The 22,758-nt window shown below is 59.3% G+C and carries 18 protein-coding genes; 11 read left to right on the forward strand and 7 right to left on the reverse strand.

All coding sequences use genetic code 11. From position 1 onward, the window contains the following. Positions 1 to 326 precede the first annotated feature (326 nt). Complete coding sequence (gene rlmKL / locus AACX99_RS07945) at positions 327 to 2,600, forward strand: bifunctional 23S rRNA (guanine(2069)-N(7))-methyltransferase RlmK/23S rRNA (guanine(2445)-N(2))-methyltransferase RlmL (protein WP_339410828.1); 2,274 nt, start codon at positions 327 to 329, stop codon at positions 2,598 to 2,600. Positions 2,601 to 2,633: 33 nt separating this feature from the next. Here the strand turns inward: rlmKL and mnmC are convergent, their stop codons facing one another. The 4 genes from mnmC to AACX99_RS07965 are packed head-to-tail and all read right to left on the reverse strand — an operon-like array spanning position 2,634 to position 8,337. Continuing rightward, the gene (mnmC, locus tag AACX99_RS07950) at positions 2,634 to 4,613 is read right to left on the reverse strand and encodes a bifunctional tRNA (5-methylaminomethyl-2-thiouridine)(34)-methyltransferase MnmD/FAD-dependent 5-carboxymethylaminomethyl-2-thiouridine(34) oxidoreductase MnmC (protein ID WP_339410829.1); all 1,980 of its coding nucleotides are present in this window, start codon (positions 4,611 to 4,613) and stop codon (positions 2,634 to 2,636) included. 11 nt (positions 4,614 to 4,624) lie between these two features. Further along, on the reverse strand, positions 4,625 to 5,122 hold the full coding sequence (gene greB, locus AACX99_RS07955; RefSeq protein WP_339410830.1) for a transcription elongation factor GreB: 498 nt from the start codon (positions 5,120 to 5,122) through the stop codon (positions 4,625 to 4,627). 33 nt (positions 5,123 to 5,155) lie between these two features. Continuing rightward, entirely contained in the window at positions 5,156 to 7,654 is a 2,499-nt protein-coding gene (locus AACX99_RS07960) for an ABC transporter permease (RefSeq protein WP_339410831.1), read from the reverse strand. Then, a complete protein-coding gene (locus AACX99_RS07965) occupies positions 7,654 to 8,337 on the reverse strand; it encodes an ABC transporter ATP-binding protein (protein ID WP_339410832.1) in 684 nt (227 codons plus the stop codon). The genes AACX99_RS07960 and AACX99_RS07965 overlap by 1 nt, the downstream gene beginning before the upstream one ends. A 10-nt stretch (positions 8,338 to 8,347) precedes the next feature. Here AACX99_RS07965 and AACX99_RS07970 point away from each other — a divergent pair, with 10 nt between their 5' ends. The 3 genes from AACX99_RS07970 (at position 8,348) to AACX99_RS07980 (ending at position 10,322) form a co-directional block, all read left to right on the forward strand. After that, positions 8,348 to 8,953: an arylesterase gene (locus AACX99_RS07970; RefSeq protein WP_339410833.1), complete on the forward strand. Its 606-nt coding sequence runs from the start codon at positions 8,348 to 8,350 to the stop codon at positions 8,951 to 8,953. A 58-nt stretch (positions 8,954 to 9,011) separates the two neighbouring features. Further along, positions 9,012 to 9,293 carry a hypothetical protein gene (locus tag AACX99_RS07975; RefSeq protein WP_339410834.1) on the forward strand — a complete coding sequence of 94 codons (282 nt, stop codon included), beginning with the start codon at positions 9,012 to 9,014 and terminating at the stop codon, positions 9,291 to 9,293. 75 nt (positions 9,294 to 9,368) lie between these two features. Continuing rightward, a complete protein-coding gene (locus AACX99_RS07980) occupies positions 9,369 to 10,322 on the forward strand; it encodes a L,D-transpeptidase family protein (RefSeq protein WP_339410835.1) in 954 nt (317 codons plus the stop codon). A 137-nt stretch (positions 10,323 to 10,459) separates the two neighbouring features. On the opposite strand, the gene oprI is transcribed toward AACX99_RS07980, so the two are convergent. Next, positions 10,460 to 10,711, reverse strand: coding sequence for an outer membrane lipoprotei OprI (gene oprI, locus AACX99_RS07985; protein ID WP_090242095.1), 252 nt, complete (start codon positions 10,709 to 10,711; stop codon positions 10,460 to 10,462). Between the two features lie 484 nt (positions 10,712 to 11,195). Here oprI and AACX99_RS07990 point away from each other — a divergent pair, with 484 nt between their 5' ends. Continuing rightward, positions 11,196 to 11,477, forward strand: coding sequence for a GNAT family N-acetyltransferase (locus AACX99_RS07990; protein ID WP_339410836.1), 282 nt, complete (start codon positions 11,196 to 11,198; stop codon positions 11,475 to 11,477). A gap of 68 nt (positions 11,478 to 11,545) precedes the next feature. Here AACX99_RS07990 and AACX99_RS07995 read toward each other — a convergent pair whose 3' ends face one another. Next, complete coding sequence (locus tag AACX99_RS07995; RefSeq protein ID WP_339410837.1) at positions 11,546 to 12,280, reverse strand: phosphoadenylyl-sulfate reductase; 735 nt, start codon at positions 12,278 to 12,280, stop codon at positions 11,546 to 11,548. Positions 12,281 to 12,470: 190 nt separating this feature from the next. On the opposite strand from AACX99_RS07995, the gene thrH reads away from it, so the two are divergent. Beyond that, positions 12,471 to 13,088, forward strand: coding sequence for a bifunctional phosphoserine phosphatase/homoserine phosphotransferase ThrH (gene thrH, locus AACX99_RS08000; protein WP_339410838.1), 618 nt, complete (start codon positions 12,471 to 12,473; stop codon positions 13,086 to 13,088). A 132-nt stretch (positions 13,089 to 13,220) separates the two neighbouring features. Here the strand turns inward: thrH and pabB are convergent, their stop codons facing one another. Beyond that, complete coding sequence (gene pabB / locus AACX99_RS08005) at positions 13,221 to 14,570, reverse strand: aminodeoxychorismate synthase component I (RefSeq protein WP_339410839.1); 1,350 nt, start codon at positions 14,568 to 14,570, stop codon at positions 13,221 to 13,223. A gap of 165 nt (positions 14,571 to 14,735) precedes the next feature. Between pabB and AACX99_RS08010 the strand changes: the two genes are divergently transcribed. The 5 genes from AACX99_RS08010 (at position 14,736) to AACX99_RS08030 (ending at position 22,744) form a co-directional block, all read left to right on the forward strand. Further along, a complete protein-coding gene (locus AACX99_RS08010; protein ID WP_339410840.1) occupies positions 14,736 to 17,453 on the forward strand; it encodes a LuxR C-terminal-related transcriptional regulator in 2,718 nt (905 codons plus the stop codon). Beyond that, on the forward strand, positions 17,446 to 20,169 hold the full coding sequence (locus AACX99_RS08015; RefSeq protein ID WP_339410842.1) for a helix-turn-helix transcriptional regulator: 2,724 nt from the start codon (positions 17,446 to 17,448) through the stop codon (positions 20,167 to 20,169). The genes AACX99_RS08010 and AACX99_RS08015 overlap by 8 nt, the downstream gene beginning before the upstream one ends. Positions 20,170 to 20,413: 244 nt before the next feature. Then, positions 20,414 to 20,848 (forward strand): DUF6160 family protein, encoded by a 435-nt coding sequence (locus AACX99_RS08020; protein WP_339410844.1) that lies wholly within the window; start codon positions 20,414 to 20,416, stop codon positions 20,846 to 20,848. An 88-nt stretch (positions 20,849 to 20,936) separates the two neighbouring features. Next, positions 20,937 to 21,698 carry a C39 family peptidase gene (locus tag AACX99_RS08025; RefSeq protein ID WP_339410845.1) on the forward strand — a complete coding sequence of 254 codons (762 nt, stop codon included), beginning with the start codon at positions 20,937 to 20,939 and terminating at the stop codon, positions 21,696 to 21,698. A gap of 38 nt (positions 21,699 to 21,736) precedes the next feature. Next, positions 21,737 to 22,744, forward strand: coding sequence for a transporter (locus AACX99_RS08030; protein ID WP_445261844.1), 1,008 nt, complete (start codon positions 21,737 to 21,739; stop codon positions 22,742 to 22,744). The last annotated feature ends 14 nt before the right edge of the window (positions 22,745 to 22,758 follow it).

The raw sequence follows: 22,758 nt of genomic DNA on the forward strand, positions 1-22,758 counted from the left end.
GCCTCCTTGCCAACACCGTTGCAGTGCTGGCCTAGGTAGATTTCTAACGAATGCGCGGGTGCCTGTGAATGACTGTTTCGTCATAAGGCCGTAACCTTTTTGCGGGTCAGGCCATAAGGGGTTTGACCAGCGCTCGGTATTTGTTCTGTAAGGCCTATGCTGTGGGCTTATGCGTTGGGTGTGCTGGTGTTGTGCTATCGCGAATGAATTGCGATTGAGACTGTTGTTTATTCCGACGAAGGGTCGCGCCGCGACGCTTTGTCACTTATTTTGGCCGTGCTGATTGGTCTGCGCGCCGTTGATTGCCTTAGGCACTGGAAACTCCCATGTCGGATCGTTACGAACTCTTCCTCACTTGCCCCAAGGGCCTTGAAGGCCTGCTGCTCGAAGAAGCCAGCAGCCTCGGCCTTGAAGATGCGCGTGAGCACACTTCGGCCATTCGTGGCATGGCCGACATGGAAACCGCCTACCGTCTGTGCCTGTGGTCGCGCCTGGCCAACCGTGTGTTGCTGGTGCTCAAGCGCTACAGCGTGCAGGACGCCCAGAGCCTCTACGAGGGTGTGCTGGAGGTTGACTGGTTCGAGCACCTGGAATCCACCGGCAGTCTGGCCGTGGAATTCAGCGGTAACGGCTCGGGTATCGACAACACTCATTTCGGCGCACTGAAGGTCAAGGATGCCATCGTCGATAAGCTGCGCCTGAAAGACGGTACGCGGCCTTCGGTGGACAAGCTCAACCCGGATCTGCGCGTGCACCTGCGTCTGGATCGTGGCGAGGCGATTCTCTCCCTCGACCTGTCCGGCCATAGCCTGCACCAGCGCGGTTACCGCTTGCAGCAGGGCGCCGCACCACTGAAGGAAAACCTCGCGGCTGCCGTATTGATCCGCGCCGGCTGGCCACGTATCGCGGCCGAAGGCGGCGCACTGGCCGACCCCATGTGCGGCGTCGGTACCTTCCTGGTCGAGGCAGCGATGATCGCCGCCGACATCGCACCGAATATGACCCGCGAACAATGGGGCTTCAGCAAATGGCTGGGCCATGTTCCAGCTTTGTGGAAGAAAGTGCATGCCGAGGCCGAGCAGCGCGCCGCAGCCGGCATGGCCAAACCGCCGCTGTGGATTCGCGGTTATGAAGCTGACCCACGGCTGATTCAGCCCGCGCGCAATAACATCGAACGCGCAGGCATGAGCGATTGGATCAAGGTCTATCAGGGCGAAGTGGCGACCTTCGAGCCGCGTCCGGATCAGAACCAGAAAGGCCTGGTGATCTGTAACCCGCCGTACGGCGAGCGTCTGGGCGATGAAGCCAGCTTGCTCTACCTCTATCAGAACCTTGGCGAGCGTCTACGTCAGGCTTGCATGGGCTGGGAAGCGGCGGTCTTTACCGGCGCGCCGGATTTGGGCAAGCGCATGGGTATCCGCAGTCACAAGCAGTACGCCTTCTGGAACGGCGCGCTGCCGTGCAAGCTCCTGCTGATCAAGGTGCAGCCTGAGCAGTTCGTTACTGGCGAGCGCCGCACCCCAGAGCAGCGTGAACGCGAGCGCGAACAGGCCGAAGCCGACAAGGCGCCGCTGGAGCCGCTGGAGCGTCAGTACAACAAGAACGGTAATCCGATTAAGCCAGCTCCGGCACCTGCTCCGGTGGTTGAACTGGCGCGCCTGAGTGAAGGCGGGCAGATGTTTGCCAACCGCCTGCAGAAGAACCTCAAGCAGCTGGGCAAGTGGGCGCGTAAGGAAGGCGTTGAGTGCTACCGCCTGTACGACGCCGATATGCCGGAATATTCCATGGCCGTGGATTTGTATGGTGATTGGGTGCATGTGCAGGAATATGCCGCGCCCAAGTCCATTGATCCGGAGAAAGCCAAGGCCCGCATGTTTGACGCCATCGCCGCGATTCCGCAGGCGCTGGGTGTCGACAAGAGCAAGGTGGTAATCAAGCGCCGTGAGCGCCAGAGCGGCACCAAGCAGTACCAGCGCCAGGCCACCCAAGGCCAGTTTATGGAAGTCAGCGAGGGTGGTGTAAAACTGCTGGTCAACCTGACTGATTACTTGGACACCGGGCTGTTCCTAGACCACCGTCCACTGCGTCTGCGTATTCAGAAAGAGGCCGCCGGCAAGCGCTTCCTCAATCTGTTCTGCTACACCGCCACCGCCACCGTGCATGCGGCCAAGGGCGGCGCGCGTACCACCACCAGCGTTGATCTGTCGAAAACCTACTTGGACTGGGCGCGGCGCAACCTGTCGCTTAACGGCTATTCGGACAAGAACAAGCTGGAGCAGGGCGATGTGATGGCCTGGTTGGCCGAGGATCGCGGCGAGTACGAGCTGATCTTTATCGATCCGCCGACCTTCTCCAACTCCAAGCGCATGGAAGGTATTTTCGACGTGCAGCGCGATCATGTGCAGTTGCTCGATCTGGCCATGGCCCGTCTGACCAAGGACGGCGTGCTGTATTTCTCCAACAACTTCCGCAAGTTTGAGCTCGATGAGAGCCTGGCTGCGCGTTATCAGGTTGAAGAAATAAGTGCCTCGACTCTCGATCCGGACTTTGCCCGCAACCAGAAGATCCACCGCGCCTGGCGTTTTAGCCTGCGCGGCTGATCTTTGTGCGCGCCTTTTAATAGGCGCGTAGCACTAACTCTTGTTGCGAATGAGCGCGCGTAAGGCGAAGCGGTTTGGATGGCAGCCCTGTGCTACATCGGCGGGCACTGGCAGCGGCTCGTTATTCAGCCAGGCAGCAATCAACTCACCAGATAGCGGTGCGGTGATCAAGCCACGCGAGCCATGCCCGCTGTTGATATACAGACCGTCGAGCCAAGGGCAGGGTGTTTGCGGCACTTGGCGCGCGTCCTTGCTCAATACCGAATAGGCTTCGTTAAAGGCGGCGGAGTCGGCTAGCGGCCCCACTATCGGCAGATAGTCCGGGCTGGTACAGCGAAACGCGGCACGGCCTTGCAGTCGTTCGGGGTCAAGTGTTGCGGCGTTTAGCGCGAGGGAAAACTCTGGCGATATATCTTCCAATAACTGCAGATTGCTCGCGTGATCGGCGCTGTTCAGCGTCAAATCGTCACTGTTGAAATCAAAACTCGCTCCCAGGGTATGTTCATCCTGGCGTACCGGGGCGACATAGCCTTCGGCGCAGACCACCGTGCTTAATGCGCGACTGGCTGTTGTGGCGGGCAGGCGGCTGATCTGTCCGCGAATGCGTTTCAGCGGCAGGTTTGCAGCCTGACTAAACCCCTTGATCTCGGCGGCACTGGCCAGCACCACTACGCTGGCGTTGGCTAGCAGTTGCTCGCCATTCCAGGCCTGCCAGCTATCACCATCACGGCGCAGCTCCAGCGCCTCCTGATGCAGTTGCAGCTCGATATTTGGCTGCTGGCTAAGCAGTGCACACAGCGCCGGCGGATGCACCCAACCCGCTTCGGGGTAGAGCAGGCCGCCGGTCGGCAGGGTTATGCCGGCTTTTGCTTCGGCGGCGCTTCTGTCCAGGTTGGTCAGCAGGTCGGCCTGAAAGGCAGCAGCAAGCTGCGCCTGGCGCTGCGCTTCCTTGGCGTCGAAAGCCAGTTGCAGTACGCCGCAGTTGTCCCAGTCTTGGCCTTTGTGCAGGCGCTCCAGTAGCCGGCGTGTATGGCCGAAGCCGCTGACGATCAGGCGTGACAAGGTGGTGCCATGGGCTGAGAGTTTGAGGTAAAGCACGCCTTGCGGGTTGCCTGAGGCTTCCTGGGCGATGGCGTTATGCCGTTCCAGCAGGCAGACCTGCCAGCCGCGTTGGGCCAGGCTGGCGGCGGTGGCGCAGCCGGCCAGGCCGGCGCCGATCACAATGGCGGTGCGCGGGCCAGCAGGCTGCGGCGGGCGGGTAAACCAGGGTTTTTCGGTCGTTACTGGGGTGCCAATAAAGGCACCTTTAAGCACCTCCCATTTTTTCCCCAAACCCGGCACACGCTTCATCTTGAAGCCGGCATCGTTGAGCCGGCGTCGTACATAGCCGGTGCTGGTAAAGGTGCCTAGTGTGGTGTTTGCGTGGGACAGTCTGGCCAGTTCGGAAAACAATTCGGGCGTCCACATATCCGGATTTTTCGCCGGGGCGAAACCGTCGAGAAACCAGGCATCGACTTGGGCGTCCAGCTGCCCGAACAGTTCTAGCGCATCGCCGATCAGCAAGGTCAGGACGACGCGGCCGCCAGCCAATACTAGGCGCTGAAAGCCTGGGTGCAAGGCTACGTACTGCGCCAGCAACTGTTCGGCATAGGGTGCCAGCTCCGGCCATAAGGCCAGTGCACGCTGCAGGTCGGCTTTGTTCAGCGGGTATTTTTCCACGCTGACAAAATGCAGGCGGGCCGCGCTTGCTGCGTGCTGCTCGAACAGCTGCCAGGCGCAGAGGAAGTTCAGTCCGGTACCGAAGCCGGTTTCGCCAATCACCAGTTGTTGATTGGCCGCTAGGGCGGCGAAGCGCTCCGGTAGCTGGTTATTGGCGAGAAACACATAGCGGGTTTCGGCCTGAGCGTTCTCGTTGGAGAAATACACATCGGCGAATTGGCTGGACAGCGGTAGACCCTGCTCATCCCACTCAAGGCGGGCTTGCTGGTGTGGCGCGTCAGGGGCGGGGGGCATGCTCGGCTCCGTCACGGGTAGTCGATCGCGACGATGTACCAGGTCTTCTCGCCGGTTGGAGTTTGCACCCGCACTTCGGCGTCCAGGCTCTTGCCGATCAGGGCGCGGGCCAAGGGTGAGTCGATGCTGATCAGGTTGTTTTTCAGGTCCAGTTCGTCGGGGCCGACGATGCGGTAGCGCGATTCACTGCCGTCTTCATCTTCCAGAGTGACCCAGGCGCCGAAGTAGACCTTGTCCGGGTCACTGGGGCGGGCGCTGACCACCTTGAGGTTTTCCAGGCGCTTGGTCAGAAAACGTACGCGACTGTCGATCTCGCGCAGCATCTTCTTGCCGTAGGTGTATTCGGCGTTCTCCGAACGGTCGCCCTGGGCCGCGGCTTCACTGACCGACTGGGTAACCTGAGGGCGGCGTACATGCCACAGCTCATGCAGCTCGGCACGCATGCGGGCCTCGCCCTCGGGGGTGATCAGGGGGGTACCGGCGGAGCGGGGGGGGCGATAGCGACTCATGGTTCAGCTTGTTAGAGGTGGTGCGCGAGTTTATCAGCCCTCGCGCAGCACCGTCAGCGGGCTGATATTCAAGGCGCGGCGGGTGCCGAGAACGCCTGCTGTGCCGACCAGCAGCGCGCCAATCAGCGGCAGCAAGAGCAGCCAGGGATGCGGTTGCCAGGTGAGGTCGAAGGCGAAACGATAGAGCAGAAAGCTGATCAGCTCACAGCCAAAGGCCGCCAGTAGCCCGCTTGATGCGCCGAGCAGGCCGAATTCGGCGCGGCGCGCCTTGATCAGCAGCTTGCGCTCGGCGCCTAGGGCGCGCAGCAGGGCACCTTGACGGATACGTTCATCCAGGGTCGCCTGTAGCCCGGCGAACAGCACGGCAAGCCCGGCCGCCAGCACGAACAGCAGGACGAATTCGATGGCCAGGGTGACCTGGGCAAGGATGCTGCGCAGTTGTGCCAGTAGCGCCTCGACCTGCAGCAGCGTCACGGCCGGGAAGGCGCGCGACAGTTCAACTAGTTGTTTTTCATACTGCGGTGGCAGGTAGAAGCTGGTGAGATAAGTAACCGGCAGATCCTGCAGGGTGCCGGGCTGGAAGATCATGTAGAAGTTGGGCTGAAAGTTATTCCAGTCGACTTCACGCAGGCTGCTGACCAGCGCATCACGGTTAAGGCCGCCGACACTGAAGCTCAATCGGTCACCCAGTTTCAGTTGCAGGCTTTCGGCCAGTTCGGATTCCACCGACACACCCGGCAATTCGCTGGTATTCGCATCTGCCCACCAGCTACCGGCGACGAGGTTGTTATCTGCGGGCAAATCGGCGGCCCAGGTCAGGCTCAGGTCACGGCGAATGGCCCGCTCACCCTGGGATTCCTTGCTGACGATCTGCCGTACCGGCTCGCCATTGATCATCACCAGGCGCCCAGGCACCACAGGGAACAGTGGTGCGGGATGTGGCGATAGTTCCTTAAGGCGGGCGGCGAAGGCGTCCTTGTCCGCCGGCAGAATATTCAGCGCAAAGTGGTTGGGCGCGTTTTCGGGTAACTGATCCTGCCAGGTGTCGAGTAGCTCGCCACGCAGCAGGGCGATCAGCGCCATGGCCAGAATAATTAGGCCGAAAGCCAGTGATTGCCCGGCTGCCGCGAGTGGATGACGCAGCAATTGGCCCAGGCCCAGCCGCCACGGCAGCGAAGCGCCGGCCAGCATGCTCTGCAGGCTCTGCAGGCCAAGCAGCAACAGACCACCGAGCAGTAGGGCGGTGACCAAACCGCCGCCGAGCAGAGCGAAGGTCAGCTGCAGATCGAGGCTCAAGCGCCACATGATCAGGCCCAGTGCCAACAAGGCCGCGCCATACACCAGCCAGGAACTGGCCGGCACGGGCAACAGGTCGCGGCGCAGTACCCGTAGCGGTGGCACACGGCCCAGTGCGGCCAGTGGCGGTAAGGCAAAGCCGGCCAGCGCCACAAGGCCGGTGGCCATGCCAGCCAGGGCGGGCCACAGGCCGCCGGGTGGGATCTGCGCTGGGAGGAGGTCCTGCAGCAGGTTGAATAGCGCCAGCTGAGCCAGCCAGCCGAGCAGCACGCCGATCAGGCTGGCGGTAATCCCCAGCAGCGCAAGTTGCAGGCTGAACAGGCCGAGCGCCTGATTGCGTGACAGGCCCAGGCAACGCAGCAACGCGCTGGCATCAAAGCGGCGAGCGGCAAAGCGTGCCGCCGACAAGGCTACGGCAACCCCGGCCAGCAGCACGGCAGCCAGGCTGGCGAGGTTGAGATAACGTTCGGCACGGCCCAGGGCGCTGCCAACCTGGCGATTGCCGTCTTTTGCGTCTTCCAGGCGCTGGTTGGGCGCGAGGGTGATGCCTTGTCGGTATTGCGCCAAGGCATCCGCTTCGCCGCGCCAGAGTTCCTGATAGCGCACGCGGCTTCCCGGTTGCACCACGCCGGTGGCGGCCAGGTCGTCGAGGTGCATTAGCAGGTGCGGGGTCAGGCTATAGAAGTCGCCGGCTTCATCCGGGAGGAAGGTCAGTACTCGGGTCAGGCGCAGGGTTTTCGCGCCAACCTCAACGCTGTCGCCGGGTTTGAGGTTAAGCGCGACAAACAGTCGGGCTTCAGCCCAGGCTTCACCGGGCTGTGGGCCGGTACCGGTTTGTTCAGCTTCATACAGAGCGGCGGCACTCTTCAGTTCGCCGCGCAGCGGGTAAGCGCTGTCCGCTGCCTTGATGCTGGCCAGCTGAATGCCGGCATCGCTGGCGACCACGCTGGAGAACTCGACCAACTGGGCATGCTCCAGCCCCAGTTGTTTGCCACTGCTGATCTGTTCGGGGGCACTGGGTGAGCTGCCAGTCAGCCGCAGATCGGCGGCGAGAAACTCGGTGGCCCGTAGCAACATGCCGTCATTCAGGCGGGCGCTGAAGTAACCGATGGCCGTGCTGGCGGCGACGGCAATCAGCAAGGCGAAAAACAGCACGCGCAGCTCGCCAGCGCGGGCATCGCGCAGCAACTGACGGCTGGCAAGGGAGAGCAGGCGGGTAAACGGCAAATGGTTCATCAGGGTTCCACGTGGTCGACCAGATGGCCGCCCTCCAGACGGATCAGGCGTTGGCAGCGATGAGCCAGGCGCTCGTCGTGGGTGACCAGTACCAGGGTCGCGCCGCGCTCCTTGTTCAGGTCGAACAACAGGTCGCTGATGCGCTCACCGGTATGGCTGTCGAGGTTGCCGGTGGGCTCGTCGGCAAACAGCACTGCAGGCTCGGCAGCAAAGGCTCGGGCAATGGCCACGCGTTGCTGTTCACCACCTGAGAGCTGACGCGGGTAATGGGTAAGGCGCTGGCCCAGGCCTACGCGGTCGAGCAAGTTGCGGGCGCGCTGGCGGGCATCGGCACGGCCTTCAAGCTCCAATGGCAGCATGACGTTTTCCAGGGCGTTCAAACTGTCGAGCAACTGGAAGGATTGGAAGACAAAGCCGACGTGTTCAGCGCGAACGCGTGCGCGTTGATCTTCATCGAGGCTGGCCAGGTCGTTATCGGCCAGTACCACGTTGCCACTGCTGGGCAGATCAAGCCCGGCGAGTAAGCCGAGCAAAGTGGATTTGCCCGAGCCGGAGCTGCCGACAATCGCCAGGCTGTCACCGGAAACCAGCTCCAGCGACAGATCATGGAGTATGGTTAGCTCGCCTTCCGTGCTGGGGACCACTTTGCTAAGGTTTCGCGCGGTGAGAATACTTGAGCTCATGGAGAATCCAATGCGTAAGTGGTTGATCGGTACTGCCCTGAGCCTGCTGCTGTGGGGGCCTGCGGCGTTCGCGGGTACCGTACTGGTCGTCGGCGATAGTATCAGCGCGGCTTTTGGCCTGGATACCCGCCAAGGCTGGGTCGCTTTGCTGGAAAAACGCCTGGTCGAGGAGGGTTTTAATCATCAGGTGGTCAATGCTTCGATCAGTGGCGATACCAGTGCAGGCGGTGCCGCACGGCTGCCTGCGCTGCTTGCAGAGCATCAGCCGGAGCTGGTGATTATCGAGCTGGGAGGCAACGATGGCCTGCGTGGTCAGCCACCTGCGCAATTGCAACAAAACCTTGCGGCCATGGTGCAGGCATCGCAGGAAAAAGGCGCCAAGGTGCTGATCCTGGGCATGCGGCTACCGCCTAACTACGGCGTGCGCTACACCACGGCATTTGCTGAGGTATTTCCCAAAGTGGCGCAGGCGCATGACGCCGCTCTGGTGCCTTTCGTGCTCGAAGGCGTAGGTGGCGTGCCTGAGATGATGCAGAACGATGGCCTTCACCCTGCTGCCGTAGCGCAACCCAAGCTGCTGGAAAACGTCTGGCCGACCCTGAAACCTTTGCTCTGACAGGCTTTTCTGTAACCTGCCTTTCGGCTAATGTGGCGGCCCCGCACTGGAGCCCTCAATGCCGCGCCCTGCCTGGTCCTTACATGCTTACCAACTGATCGAACCAGACGAGCAGCTTGACCTGTTTGCCTGCCGAGAAGTGCGCGTGCATCTGTTAGCGCGTCAGCTTGAGTTGGGCCAGTTTGCCGATCGAACGTTATGCGGGGGGTTATTGCCTGCTCAACCGGTGTGGCGCGATCTGGATAAGACGATGCTGCGTGACAAGCGTTTATGTCCGGCGTGTCGGGCAACACTTGAGGCGCAGAGGCGCGGTGATCGTCCAGCATTACCGGGGCGTTGAGCTATCCAAGCCGCTGATCAATCGGTGTACAATCGCGGCTTACATTTACCAACCATTTTCGTCAGGAATATCCGGATGTTGTCGCGTGCCCTTGCCGTCACCCGCTGCCTGCCGCTTGCCGCTCTCTTCGCGGTAGCGTCTGCCAATGCGCTTGAGTTTCCTTTGCCGCCGCCTGGCGAGGATATCGTTGGCGAAGTGCAGGTGATCCAGGCCAAGTATGAAGATACCTTTGCCGATCTTGGGGTGGTCAATGATCTGGGGTATCTGGAAATGGTCGTGGCCAACCCAGGTGTTGATGCGTGGTTGCCGGGTGAAGGTACCGAGATCATTTTGCCGACGCGCTATATCCTGCCGCCTGGCCCACGTGAGGGGGTGGTGATCAATCTCGCCGAGTACCGTCTGTACTATTACCCCAAAGGGCGTGATGTGGTTTACACCTACCCGTTGGGGATTGGGCGTGAGGGCTGGAGCTCGCCGGTTGCCAATGCGCGCATTACGGCCAAGACACCAAACCCAGGTTGGACGCCGCCAAAATCGATTCTTGCAGAGCATGCGGCTGCGGGTGATCCGTTGCCGGCTTATGTGCCGCCAGGCCCGGATAACCCACTGGGGCCCTACAAGCTTGGCCTGTCAGTGCCGGGTTACCTGATTCATGGATCGAACAAGAAATTCGGTATCGGAATGCGGGTTAGCCATGGCTGTTTCCGTATGCTCAACCACAACGTACTGAAGTTGGCTTCGATGGTTTCTGTGGGCACCCCGGTGCGCATTATTAACGAGCCTTACAAGTTTGGTCGCAGTGGCGGTAAGGTCTACCTTGAGGCGCATGCACCGTTGGATGATTCCGGTGATGCTTCGGTCGTTGATAAGCACACTGCGGTGATCAATGCGCTGCTGAAAAATGATCAGTTCGCTGATCTGCGTCTGGATTGGGACATGCTGCGCGAAGTGGTAGCTGCTGAAGATGGTTTACCGGTTGAAATTGTTCAACCTGATCAGGTTATGGTGGCGACTGAGCCTGCTATCTGACTTCGTTTGTTTCAAAAACCCGTTATGCGTAATCGCTGACGGGTTTTTTATTATCAATTGATTGGCTGGAGTTCTTCTGTGGCCAATAAAAAAGCCGACCCAGAAACTGGGTCGGCTTTTCATAGCCTTGTGAGCTATTACTTGCGGCTGGCTTTTTCCAGCATACGCAGAGCGCGCTCATTGGCTTCGTCAGCAGTTTGCTGAGCCTTCTGAGCAGCGGCCATAGCGTCATCAGCCTTGCGGTAGGCTTCGTCAGCACGGGCTTGAGCGCGAGCAGCTGCATCTTCAGTTGCAGTCAGGCGAGCTTCAGTTTCTTTGGACATGCTGCTGCAACCGGTAGCCAGAACTGCGGCCAATGCCAGAGCAGAGAATTTCAGAACGTTGTTCATCGTGTTCCCCTATGAGGTGGAGTTTTCCATAAAAGCAATTTCCTGATAGTAGGAAATTAGCCGGCGTACATACTACCTGTAACTTGTAGTAAGTAAACGGAGGCAAGGCAAGCCGTGCAGTTTTTTTTCTATTTGCTCTACTGTTGCCTGAATACGGGGCAGTTTTGGTTGAAAATCAGTCAGTTCTGGGGTGGCTGGCAGCTATTGGCGCAGTGTGTACTGTCACTTTGGGGGCGTAGGAAAAATTCTCTCGCGTGAATTATTAAAGAGCGCAGGATCTAAATGCATTGATCAGAAATGCAATGCCCGGGTTACAGGGATGTTGAAATGCCTACGCCTGTGATCTAAGCCATTGATTCGCGTGGCCTCGCAGGTTTTGGCCTGATAAGCTCATGACAATTGGCTACAACTAAACAGGTACAAGACCCTGTAACCCGTTGCTGAAAGCCAAGGGCGGGTTGCATGAGTTGATAGAGGAGTTGCGATGAGCGAGGCGTTGTCCATTCACCATGACCTGGCAGGCCATCAATTCGAGACCACTGTGGATGGTGATCGGGCGTACCTGGCATATATGGATCTCGGGAAGCAAACCCTGGATATCTATCGCACCTTTGTGCCCAATTCGTTACGTGGGCGTGGGATTGCAGCTGAGTTGACCGAGCATGCCCTGCAGTATGCCGAGCGGCTGGGCTATACGGTGATTCCTTCGTGCTCCTACGTCGAGCGTTATATGGTGCGCCGTCAGCGCCCTGCGGATAAGAGCTGAGTGATGCGCACAAGAAAAAGGCCAGTCAATGACTGGCCTTTTTTATATCTGTTCTTACATCGTGGATATCAGATTTTGGTGATTAGATTGCCGGCATGCAGGCCGCACTCTTTCTGTGTGGCTTCCTCCCACCACCAGCGGCCTTCGCGCTCATGCTGATTCGGCAGTACTGGGCGCGTGCAGGGCTCGCAACCGATGCTGATAAAGCCGCGTTCATGCAGGCTGTTGTAGGGCAGTTCCAGCATGCGGATATAGGCCCAAACGTCTTCGCTGCTCATCTGCGCCAGCGGGTTGAACTTGTACAGGGTGTTGTCGGCAGTAGAAAAGGCACCGTCGACTTCTACGACCGCAACCTGGCTACGTGTGCCCGGGCTTTGGTCGCGGCGCTGGCCAGTGGCCCAAGCCTTTACCGTAGTAAGCTTGCGGCGTAGCGGGGCGGTCTTGCGGATGCCGCAGCACTCGCCATGGCCATCCTTGTAGAAGCTGAACAGGCCTTTCTCCTTGACCATCGCTTGCAGTGCAGAGGCGTCAGGGCTGAGTACTTCGATGCTAATGCCGTAATGCTCGCGCACCTGGTCGATAAAACGATAGGTTTCGGGGTGCAGGCGACCGGTGTCCAGGCTGAACACCTTGACGTTCTTGTTGAGTTTCCAAGCCATATCCACCAGTACCACGTCTTCGGCACCGCTGAAGGAAATCCACAAATCGTCGCCAAAATGTTCGAAGGCAAGTTTGAGAATGTCCTGTGGCGATTTGTTGGCGTAGGCTGCCGCCAGCTCGGCTACATCGAAGGGGTGGCTCATCGGGCTGAATTCCTAGTTATGGCGACGTCAGGCGTCTTGTGTGGCGATGGTAGCAAAAGCCGGTTATGCGACTAAATAACCAAGTGCGGCGTTAGACCTTTATTTGGGCATAAGCCCCTGCATTGCAGAGCTGGAGGGGAGTCGCTAGAGTGCCGCCTCTCAAATAATAAATCCAAGCTAGGAGTGTCCTGTGGAAATCGCGTGTCTCGACCTGGAAGGCGTATTGGTCCCGGAAATCTGGATCGCCTTCGCGGAAAAAACTGGCATCGAATCGCTGAAAGCGACCACCCGGGATATTCCGGACTATGACGTGCTGATGAAGCAGCGCCTGCGCATCTTGGACGAGCATGGCTTGAAGCTGTCCGATATCCAGGAAGTGATCGCCACCCTCACACCTCTAGAAGGTGCGGTGGAATTCGTCGACTGGCTGCGTGAGCGCTTTCAGGTGGTGATTCTCTCGGACACCTTCTACGAGTTTTCCCAGCCTCTGATGCGTCAGCTGGGTTTCCCGACTCTGCTATGCCACAAGCTGATTACCGATGAAACGGATCGAGTAGTGGATTATCAGCTGCGCCAGAAGGACCCCAAACGTCAGTCGGTCATCGCCTTAAAGAGCCTCTACTATCGCGTGATCGCGGCGGGTGACTCGTATAACGACACCACTATGCTTAGCGAAGCACACGCCGGCATTCTGTTCCATGCGCCGGACAACGTGATTCGCGAATTCCCGCAGTTCCCTGCAGTACACACCTATGAAGACCTCAAGCGCGAGTTCCTCAAGGCGTCCAATCGCGAGCTGAGTCTATAACAAGCTCTCTATTGAAAAAGCCCGCATTTGCGGGCTTTTTTGTGGCCTGCCATCCATGGCGGCCACCCTTCGGGCCGTCGCTGGGCTACGTCAAAAACTTCTTCCGGAAGTTTTTTGTGCTCGCCGTCCAGGTCAGTCGCAGAACTGTTCTAGGGTCTCCAGCAGCACTTTGACCTTAGTAATCGACTCCTGGTATTCGGCCTGGCCGTTGGAGTCGGCGACGATGCCACCGCCGCCCCAGCAGCTGATCTGTCCGTCCTTGGCCAGCAGGCTGCGGATGGCGATTGAGCTGTCCATTTCTCCCCGTACATCCAGGTACAGCAACGAGCCGCAATACAGGGCGCGGCGAGTGGGCTCCAGTTCATCGATGATCTGCATTGCACGGATCTTTGGCGCGCCAGTAATCGAGCCGCCGGGAAAACTGCCGGCGATTAAGTCCAGGGCATCTTTATCCGCTGCTAGCTCGCCGGTCACGACGCTGACCAGATGGTGCACGTTGGGGTAGCTTTCCAGGGCGAAAAGTTCCGGCACTCGCACCGAGCCGACTTGGCAGCTACGGCCTAGATCATTGCGCAGCAGGTCGACAATCATCAGGTTTTCCGCGCGATCCTTATGGCTGTCTAGCAGTGCATCGGCTTGCGCTTGGTCTTGCTCAGGGTCGGCATGCCGTGGGCGAGTGCCTTTGATTGGTCGTGTTTCCACTTGGCCTGCGCTGATGCGTAAGAAGCGTTCAGGCGACAGGCTGATGATCGCACCGCCTCCTGGCAACGTTTGATAACCCGAAAATGGCGTTGGGCAGGCGGCGCGCAAGGCTTGGTAAGCAGTCCATGGCGAGCCCTGATAGCCCGCGCGAAAGCGCTGAGCAAAATTCACCTGATAACAATCACCGGCCTGGATATACGCCTGAATGCGCGCAAAGCACTGCTGATACTCGGCTTCGCTGATGTCGGCTTGAAAATGCGTCAGCAGCCTGAAGGGTTGCGGCGCGGGGGCAGCCGGCAAAGTGAACAGGTCAGTCAGGCGTTGACGTTCGGCGTCGTCCAGGCTTGGGTGAAATATCAGTTGGCTGCGTTGCTGCTGGTGATCGCTGATCAGCGCCCAGGGGTAAATGCCAAAGCGGGCGTCGGCCAGATCGAGATCGTCGATGGCCTGAGCCGGCAGCTGTTCCAGTCTGCGGCCGAAGTCGTAACTCAAGTAGCCAATCAGCCCGCCGACGAATGGGAGCGGATTATCCGCCGGTGGTTGGCACTCGCCTAGGCTTGCAAGGCTCTGGCGTAGGCGTTGCAGGAAAGCGTTGGCCGTTTCGTCAGGCGTCGGCGCCAACTCTGCCAATGGCCAGGCGCTAATAAGGTCATAGCGTCCACGCTGCGCAGTTGGCCGCCCGGCATCCAGTAGAACGGCGCCGGGGGCATGCATGACGCAGCTGAAGTAACGCGAAGGATCTGCAAGGTAGGGCAGAGCCTGTACAAGGCAAGTAGGCATATGACACTTTCGAGGGTGCGCGGATGCCGATTGTAGAACGTCGCCAACATTCATCCTAGAGCTCTTGCGCATGGGTTTACTCGGGATGCTGCCGCTCATTAGTATGGAAAGGTCCCCGGATGTTCGATCTGTCTCATAAAACAATAATACTATGGGATCAAAGCCATGGATGAAGTAATGGATCCTGCCGCTGGTAGCCTTTTGCGCGCAAAACTGATGCCGCCTCAGGCTTCTACGGAATATCTGGTTAGGCCGCAGCTTGATGCTGCCTTGTGCGCCAACACCCATGCGCGCGTGCTGCTATTGGCTGCTCCGGCAGGCTTTGGCAAAACCAGTGCGTTAGCCGCGTTGGCCCACGCCCGTGAACAGAGTGGCCAGGCGGTGGCCTGGTTATCGCTCGGCCCTGGCGATGACGAGCCTTCGCGTTTTCTGCTGCAACTGACCGAGGCGCTTTCCCGTCAGTTGCCGGGTTTTGGCGCAGAAGCTCTGGCTTACCTGCAGAACACCATGCGTGTGCCGGTTTCTGCAGTCATGGAAAGCCTGTTAGTGGAACTGGCGCAGCTGGAAACCACGCTGCTTCTGGTGCTCGATGACCTGCACTTGATCCAAAACGCCGAACTGCTTAGCGCGCTCAATCGCCTGATTAGATTTGCCCCCGACGGTTTTACCCTGGCTATCGGCAGTCGCTCACAGCCGGCGCTGAACCTGGCCACCCTGCGCGCCAAAGATCTGCTGGTGGAGATCGGTGAGCAGGAATTGCGCCTAAGCAAGGCGGAAACCCGCGATTACCTGCAACGTTGCGGTCTGCAACTGGACGCCGTGGCGTTTTCCGCGTTGTACAGCCAGACCGAAGGCTGGATGGTCGGTGTGCATCTGGCCAGCCTGTGGTTACGCCATCAGCCCCAGGCTGCCGCGCAGATTGCCGATATGGGCACCGACCAGGCGGCGGTGGGCGCTTACCTGCTGCGCAGTGTGTTCGAGCAGCTGCCGGCCGATAAGCAGGAGCTATTACTGGCTCTGGGTGTGGCTCAGCAGCTCAGTGGTGACCTGGCCAATGCCTTGACCGGGCGGCATGACGGCCAGCAGTTGCTGGAAGAGCTGGAGGCCATGCAGCTGTTCCTCTTGCCGCTGGACCGCGAGCGCCAGTGGTATCGCTTTCACAACCTGTTTGCCGAATTCTTGCGCGGTCGCCTGAAAGAACGCGACCCCGAGCGTTTCAAACAGCTGCATTTCAACGCCAGCCTGTGGTTCACCAATCACCATATGCAGAACCTGGCCATTGAGCATGCTTGCCTCGCCGAAGACCCGGAAATGCTCGCAGCACTGGTCGATGGTTGCGGCCTGGAACTGATCAACCGCGGCCAGCTCAACCTGATCTACAAATGGCGCCAGCATGTGCCGGATGAGATTGCCGAGCGTTTCCCCGTGCTGGTACTCGCCGATGTCTGGACCCGTGCGGCTGAGCTGGGTTTGGTGGAGGCCAATCACATGCTCGATGAACTGCTTGAGCGTTGGACGGAGGCCAAGCCTGGGGCGCCGTTGAGCGACAAGCTGCTGGCGACCTTGGCGATCAAATCAGTTATCGCCTTGCAGAAGGATGATTTGCAGACCTGCATTGCCCTGGCACGGCGGGTTGAAGTGCAGTTGGGTCAGCACACCGCCTTTCTTGAAGTGGCGATGCTGATTATCGGTGCACTGGCCAATGTGATGATCGGCCAGCCCGATCAGGCCAAACGTTTGCTGGCCCTGGCGCAGCAGCGTAATCACTTTCTCGAAGGGCGCTACCTAGATATGCAGCTGGCCAATGTCGAGGTGCTGCTGTGCCTGGAACAAGGGCAGATCCGTCAGGCCGAGCTGCTGTTCGCGCAGTTGCGTGCGCGGGTGATTCCCTGGTTTGCCGACAGGTCGCGGGCCTTGGCACTGCCGACGATCACCGAGGCCCTGATTGCCTATAACCAGGGACGCCTGGACGGTATTGAGGAACGCCTGCGTTGGGCGCTGGCCACGGTTGATGTGATCAATCCGATTGATCTGTATGCCCAGGGCATGTTGTGCATGGCCCATGTGCAGCGCATGCAGGACAACTCCAAGGATGCTTACGCCAGTCTGGTGCTGATGCAGAACCTCGCTGCACGCAACCAGTCCTGGCGTTTTTACGCCCAGGCGGTGGCCGATGAGGTGGTACAGATTCTCCAGGAGCCAGCGGCGGACCGGCTCAAGCGCGCCGAGCAAAGGCTCAAAACGGTGGATTGGAACAAGCTGGCCGAGCACTACCAGCATATGCGCTTCAACCCGGTGCTATGGGTGCGTGGTCTGACCCGTATTCGCTTGCAGCAGGCACGCGGCCATTACAGCGAAGCGCTGCATGAAATCACCCAACTGCGCGGCATGCTGCTGGATAACTGGCATGGCCTGCAGCGCCTGCGCCTCGACCTGCTGGCCGCGCTGAGTTATCAGCGTCTGGGCTACCAGGAGCGTGCGCAAAGCCTGTTGGTGCAATGTTTGATCGGCGCCGAGCGCGAGGGTGTGCGCAGCCTGTTCGTCGAGGAGGGCGAGGCTATTCGGCTGTTGTTGCAGCAATTGGAAGCCGCCGAACGCCAGCCCGCGCTGCAGGGGTTTATTCGCGGTCTGCTGGCCATCTGGCCGGGCAATAGCGCGCGGCAATCGCTGGAAGTACTTGAGGAAGGGTTGACCGAGCGTGAGCGCGAGGTGGTCTGCCTGGCGGCTCAGGGCATGTCGAATGATGAGATCGGCCAGCAACTGTCATTGGCCCTTGGTACGGTCAAATGGCACCTGCACAACATTTACGAAAAGCTCAAGGTGCGTAACCGCACGCAAGCTATCCGTCGCGCCCGTGAACTGAGTCTTCTAGACCATGAATAGCCAATCGATGCCCCGCAAGGGCAAATTGCCGTTACTGCGCACCAAGCTGTTTCCTGCTGAGTCTGCCGGTCGTCCTTTGCTGGCTCGTTCCGCCTTGCTCGACCGCTTATTCAATGCCCGTGAGCAGCGCCTGATTTTGCTCAGCGCGCCGGCCGGTTTCGGCAAGAGCACGGTGCTTAGTCAGTTTCGTCTGCGTTTGCTGGAAACCGGTGCGCGGGTGGCCTGGTTATCCTGCGATGAAGCCGATAGTGAGCCGCAACGTCTGCTGCACTACCTGATCGCGGCCATTGAAGCGCAGCTGCCGGGCTTTGGCGCGAGCACCGCACGCCTGTTGCGTGATGACCTGAGCGTGCCAAATGAGCTGCTGCTGGATTCGTTTATTGGCGACCTGAAGAGGGTCCAGGGCGACCTATACCTGATCTTCGATGACTTTCACCGGGTGCGGCATGCGGAGCTGGGGCCACTGGTCAGCTACTTCGTCAAACAGGTGCCGGGCAATGTGCGGATGATTGGCAGCACCCGCTACAACCCGCGGTTCCTTGATGAACAGCCGGTCGTTTCGCCCTGGGCGTTGTGGGTCAAGGCCGATGAGCTGCGCCTCACTCGGAGTGAGACCGAAGCCTATTTCCACGAACTCAAGCAGTTACAGCTGAGCGGTGCCGAGCTGGATTTGCTGCACCGGCGTACCGAGGGTTGGATTACTGCCTTACACCTAGTGGCGCTGGCGTTGGCGCGGCACCCCGAGCGCACCGCCTTTCTCGCTGGGCTGTCCGGGACCGAGCGCAATATTGCCGATTACCTGGCAGAGGACGTGCTGGACCATCTGCCGCAGGATCAGCAGCTGTTTCTTGACCAGACCTCGGTGCTCGACGAGTTCAATGCCGAGTTGTGCAACGCCCTGACCGGTCGCACAGATGGCGAGCAGATGCTCAAGCGTCTGCAGACCGCCCAGCTGTTTATCATCGCGCTGGACGAGCAGGGTGAATGGTTCCGCTATCACCATCTGTTTGCCGAGTTCCTGCAGGGCCGCCTGAGTCGTGCCGGTGACCCGACCCATCTGTTGCACGCTGCTGCTCGTTGGTGCGAAAGCCATGAACTGACCGATAAATCAGTCAAGTACGCCTTGCGCGCCCGTGATTACGCCTTTGCCGCCGAGCTGCTGGAACGCCAGGGTGCGACGCTGATTGCCGGTAATCAGGTGTACGGCATTCTGGCGATCCTCAAGGATGTACCGTCAGAGGTGATTCGCGAGCACCCGGTGTTCCAGATTTTCTACGCCTGGCAGCTGGCCTTCGAGCAGAAATACGCCGAGGCCGAGGCGCTGATCGAGGAGGTCAGCACGCGCTTGATGCAGGGGCGTGGCAAGCCGATGCACTTCGGCCTGGCGGTGCTGTTGGCTGTGGCGCAAGTGCTCAAGGCGCTGGTGCTGCTGTATCAGGACAAGCTGGAGGCCGCCTTGAAGGTCGCTCGGCACTGGCTGGCGCTGGTGCCGGATAACCAGCCGATTTTCCGCGCGAGCATGTCCTGTATTCAGGCCGCGGCCTATGCGCTACTGGGCGAGTTCGGCGATGCGGCCAAGTCGATTGCGGTGGCGCGCGACAACCTGGAGCAGGCCGATAGCGAATACCTGCACGCGGTGGTCAGCCTGATCGAAGCCTTGATCTGCAAGGAGATGGGTCAACCTGAGCGTGGCCGCGCTTTGGCGGAAACTGCGCGGGCTCGGGTCGAGCAGGTGTTCGGCCGCCGTAGCCGGGTCGGTGGTCCGTTGGCCCTGGCCTATGCCGACCTGCTGTATGAGCAGGATCGCCATGCGGCGATTCTCGCCGAGTTGCCGCTGGCGACCACCTGGCGCGATGTGGCCACGCCGATTGAGCTGATCAGCCGCGGCAAGCTGGTCATGGCCAAGGCGCGCTTCTTTGCCGGAGAGGGTGAGTCGGCGCTAACGGAGCTGGATGAATGGCTTGCGGGTTTGCATGGCCCAGGCTATGAGCGGGTCTACGCATTGGGCATGAGCTGTAAGGTGCAGTTCCTGCTCTGGCTAAGGAAGCCCAACGAAGCCGAGCGCACCTGTCTGCAGTTGCAGCGCCATCTGGCGGTATTGCCGTCGGGCCGCTATGCCGATGCGGAAACCGTGCAGGTCTTGTCTGAAGCACGTCTGGCTTTATCTGAACGCCGTGCCGACAAGGCGCAAGCGGTACTTGAGGCCTGCCTGGCCAAACAGACGGCCGAGCATCAGCGCGATCGGCGCCTGCGTCTTTCCTTGTTACTTTCTGTGGCGTACTGGCGCAAAGGTAACAGCGACAAGGCGTTTGCATTGCTCAAAACTACGCTTGAAGACGCCTGGGCTAGCGGCTACCGGCGCATGTTTCTCGATGACGCACTCTGGCTACTCCCGCTCTGGGACGCCTGGCACAGTGCCGAACCCAAGCGCGCCAGTGCCTGGCAGGGGCTGGCCGAGCAACTGCGCGAACAATGTCGTCGGTTGTCTATCGATCTAGAAACTTTTGATGAAAATCAAGATGTTAGTCATCGTGAGCGAGAAATTCTGCGCTTTGTCGCGGCGGGTTTATCGAACCGCGATATCGCCCAGGCAGTGCATTTGTCAGAGGCCACGATCAAATGGCACCTGCACAACCTGTTCGCCAAGCTGGGCGTACGCAGCCGTACGCAGGCGGTTTTGAAGGGTAAGAGTCTGGGTTTGCTGAGCGAGGCCTGAGGTTTTGCTGCCTGATTTGCGCCAGATGGACGCTCCATCCCTTGGATGGGCTGGCAGCCAGGGCTTGCACCAGTAGTTTTAGCGTCAGGACGAGAAGCATGGTGCTTCACGATTCCAAGCCTGGCGCGAATAGGGAAGCAGTGTCAGACCTGGTGAGCGGCGTACGCCGCTGTAGCTGAGACGGACAGGAGTCCAGAGCAGCCTGCCGGGGACAACCCATAAGTGAACTGTGGAGACAATAACAATGAAAACCCTCAAGCAATTGGCCCTCGCCACCGCTGTTCTGGCTGTTCCTTTCATGGCTCAGGCTGAGCTCAAGGCTATGGATGACACTGCTCTGGCAACCGTAACCGGTCAGGATGGCATCAGCATTTCCGGTAGCTTCAACGGCACCATCGGTAGCCTGGTCTACACGGACGGCGACACTAACGGCGGTTCGCTGCGCATGGAAACCGTCTCCTTCACTGGCTTCAACATCGACGACAACGCTCCGGTCATGGTTGACGTGGTCACCAACGGCAGCGGTACCCAGCAACTGCAAATCAGCCTGCCGACCATCACCGGTCAGCTGAGCGTTGGTGCCATCAAAATCGGTGACAGTAGCGCCGCGAGCATCGGCTCCCTGGCTGTTAACGACATGAACATGGCCGGCACCACGGTAAAAGTCTGGGGCCATTAAGTTCGCTTAGTCGTTCCGTGTAATGAAGAGCCTTACCGGCTTAGGCGGGTAGGGCTCTTCCCTTGCCGGATAGGAGTGCGGTTGGCTGATGATCGAGATTCTGCTGGGCAGCCTGATCGGCGTGTGGGGCTTTACCGAGGCGGTGGATACCAAACCGCCGGCACCGGGCACCGTGCATATCAATCAGCATCTGTTGCCGAATGGGCCCTTGCGCGAGACGGTGACGCTAGAGCCAATGAGCCAGTTGCAGTTTCGCAATGTGATTCGTCAGGCCTATGACTACAGCTGCGGTTCGGCTGCCTTGACCTCTCTGCTGGACTATTTCCTCGGTCGTAACCTGCAGGAGCGCCAGGTGATGGAGGGCCTGTTGCAGTTTGGCGAGGCCGACAAGATCGTTGAGCGGCGCGGTTTTTCCCTGCTCGATATGAAGCGGTTTGTTACGGCGCTGGGTTACAAAAGTGGTGGCTTCCGCGCGGCCTTTGCCGATCTCGACGCGCTTGAGCACCCGGCCATCGTGCCAATCGAATATGCCGGTTTTAAACACTTTGTGGTGGTGCGCGATGTGCACAACGATCACGTATTTGTGGCGGATCCGGCACTCGGCAATATCAGTTTTACCCGTACGCGTTTCGAGGAAATCTGGGATCAGAACGTGCTGTTCGTGATTTTCCCCAACGGCAATGAGCCGCCGAATGCCCTGGCCTTGAGCGAGCAGGATTTGCGCATCATTGATGACCGCACCATCAGCTTGCTGGCATTTCGCGAGTTTCCACAGATGACCAAATTCACCGAGAACCAGGCCACAGAGCTGGGTTCCGATGGCGATATTCGCTATATCCGACGCAAGTAAAACGCCCGGCATAACAATAAATATTTGGGGGCTGCGCCATGAGAGTTTTGCATTATGTATGGCTGGCCATGCTGACAGGGGCTGCCAGTTCAGCGGTGTTTGCTGACGATCCGGCTTCGGTCGACCAGGCACGTGAAGCATTGAGCAAGCAGGAAGACGACGCCGATAGCGCCAAGGCGTTGGAGGAAGTGTTTCAGGCTGCGGAAAAAAGCTACACCTTGCTGAAAAAGGGCGAGCGAACCCTGACCTATGGTTTCGATTATTCGCTGTTGCGCGATACGGTGATCGAAACCGTGCGCACTGGCAACAATGTGTTCAGTGTGATTGGCCAGAGCGAGGCACAACACACCTTTACCAACTCGTTCACCTTCGACTACGGCGTGTGGGACAACCTGACCTTCAGCGTGCGTCTGCCCATGGTCGCCAAGTACGACACCGAACGTGACTTGGATGCCTATAGCCTGGGCGATGTCTCCGCCAGCCTGCGTTGGCAGCCTTGGACCTCGTTGCGTGGCAAGCCGGTGACCACCCTGTATGCGACCCTTGGTTTGCCAACGGGTAACAGCCCCTACGACATCAATAGCGGGAGCGATCTGTCTACGGGCAGTGGCACCTACAGCTTGGGTGTTGGCGCGAATATGTCCTACGTGATTGACCCCGTCGTGTTATTCGGCTCCGTTGGTTACACCTACAACATGCCCATCACCGGCATTGGCCAGGTGCGCGGCGGTCGCTTGCTCGAAGAGGTCGACCCGGGTTCGTCATTCTCCCTGAGCATGGGTTTTGCCTATGCACTGTCCTATGACGTATCGCTGGCGACTTCTTATCAGATGTCGCATTCGTTGAAGCCAACCTTCACCTTTGCCGATGGCGAGGCTGAGGGTCGTGGACAGACCAGTGCGGTGATGAATTTCTCGCTGGGCTTGCGTACATCGCCGGAGCGCATCGTCAACGTTAACGCCGGTTTCGGTATGACCGAAGATTCGCCAGATGTGCTGTTGGGCATCTCCATGCCTTTGGATATCAAAGGCCTGAAGGCCCAATAGACGCGAGCGAACCT

It is taken from the genome of Pseudomonas sp. EA_35y_Pfl2_R5 (genome assembly GCF_963970805.1).
In the GTDB taxonomy this organism is placed as follows: Bacteria; Pseudomonadota; Gammaproteobacteria; order Pseudomonadales; family Pseudomonadaceae; genus Aquipseudomonas.

Excerpts from the sequence above, each read along its gene's own strand:
- AACX99_RS07980 (WP_339410835.1), top strand. The coding sequence starts at position 9,369 with ATGTTGTCGCGTGCCCTTGCCGTCACCCGCTGCCTGCCGCTTGCCGCT.
- greB (WP_339410830.1), bottom strand. The coding sequence starts at position 5,122 with ATGAGTCGCTATCGCCCCCCCCGCTCCGCCGGTACCCCCCTGATCACC.
- AACX99_RS08010 (WP_339410840.1), top strand. The coding sequence starts at position 14,736 with ATGGATGAAGTAATGGATCCTGCCGCTGGTAGCCTTTTGCGCGCAAAA.
- AACX99_RS07970 (WP_339410833.1), top strand. The coding sequence starts at position 8,348 with ATGCGTAAGTGGTTGATCGGTACTGCCCTGAGCCTGCTGCTGTGGGGG.
- rlmKL (WP_339410828.1), top strand. The coding sequence starts at position 327 with ATGTCGGATCGTTACGAACTCTTCCTCACTTGCCCCAAGGGCCTTGAA.
- AACX99_RS07995 (WP_339410837.1), bottom strand. The coding sequence starts at position 12,280 with ATGAGCCACCCCTTCGATGTAGCCGAGCTGGCGGCAGCCTACGCCAAC.
- oprI (WP_090242095.1), bottom strand. The coding sequence starts at position 10,711 with ATGAACAACGTTCTGAAATTCTCTGCTCTGGCATTGGCCGCAGTTCTG.
- AACX99_RS08015 (WP_339410842.1), top strand. The coding sequence starts at position 17,446 with ATGAATAGCCAATCGATGCCCCGCAAGGGCAAATTGCCGTTACTGCGC.
- AACX99_RS08020 (WP_339410844.1), top strand. The coding sequence starts at position 20,414 with ATGAAAACCCTCAAGCAATTGGCCCTCGCCACCGCTGTTCTGGCTGTT.
- AACX99_RS07975 (WP_339410834.1), top strand. The coding sequence starts at position 9,012 with ATGCCGCGCCCTGCCTGGTCCTTACATGCTTACCAACTGATCGAACCA.
- mnmC (WP_339410829.1), bottom strand. The coding sequence starts at position 4,613 with ATGCCCCCCGCCCCTGACGCGCCACACCAGCAAGCCCGCCTTGAGTGG.
- AACX99_RS07960 (WP_339410831.1), bottom strand. The coding sequence starts at position 7,654 with ATGAACCATTTGCCGTTTACCCGCCTGCTCTCCCTTGCCAGCCGTCAG.
- pabB (WP_339410839.1), bottom strand. The coding sequence starts at position 14,570 with ATGCCTACTTGCCTTGTACAGGCTCTGCCCTACCTTGCAGATCCTTCG.
- AACX99_RS08030 (WP_445261844.1), top strand. The coding sequence starts at position 21,737 with ATGAGAGTTTTGCATTATGTATGGCTGGCCATGCTGACAGGGGCTGCC.
- AACX99_RS07965 (WP_339410832.1), bottom strand. The coding sequence starts at position 8,337 with ATGAGCTCAAGTATTCTCACCGCGCGAAACCTTAGCAAAGTGGTCCCC.
- AACX99_RS07990 (WP_339410836.1), top strand. The coding sequence starts at position 11,196 with ATGAGCGAGGCGTTGTCCATTCACCATGACCTGGCAGGCCATCAATTC.
- AACX99_RS08025 (WP_339410845.1), top strand. The coding sequence starts at position 20,937 with ATGATCGAGATTCTGCTGGGCAGCCTGATCGGCGTGTGGGGCTTTACC.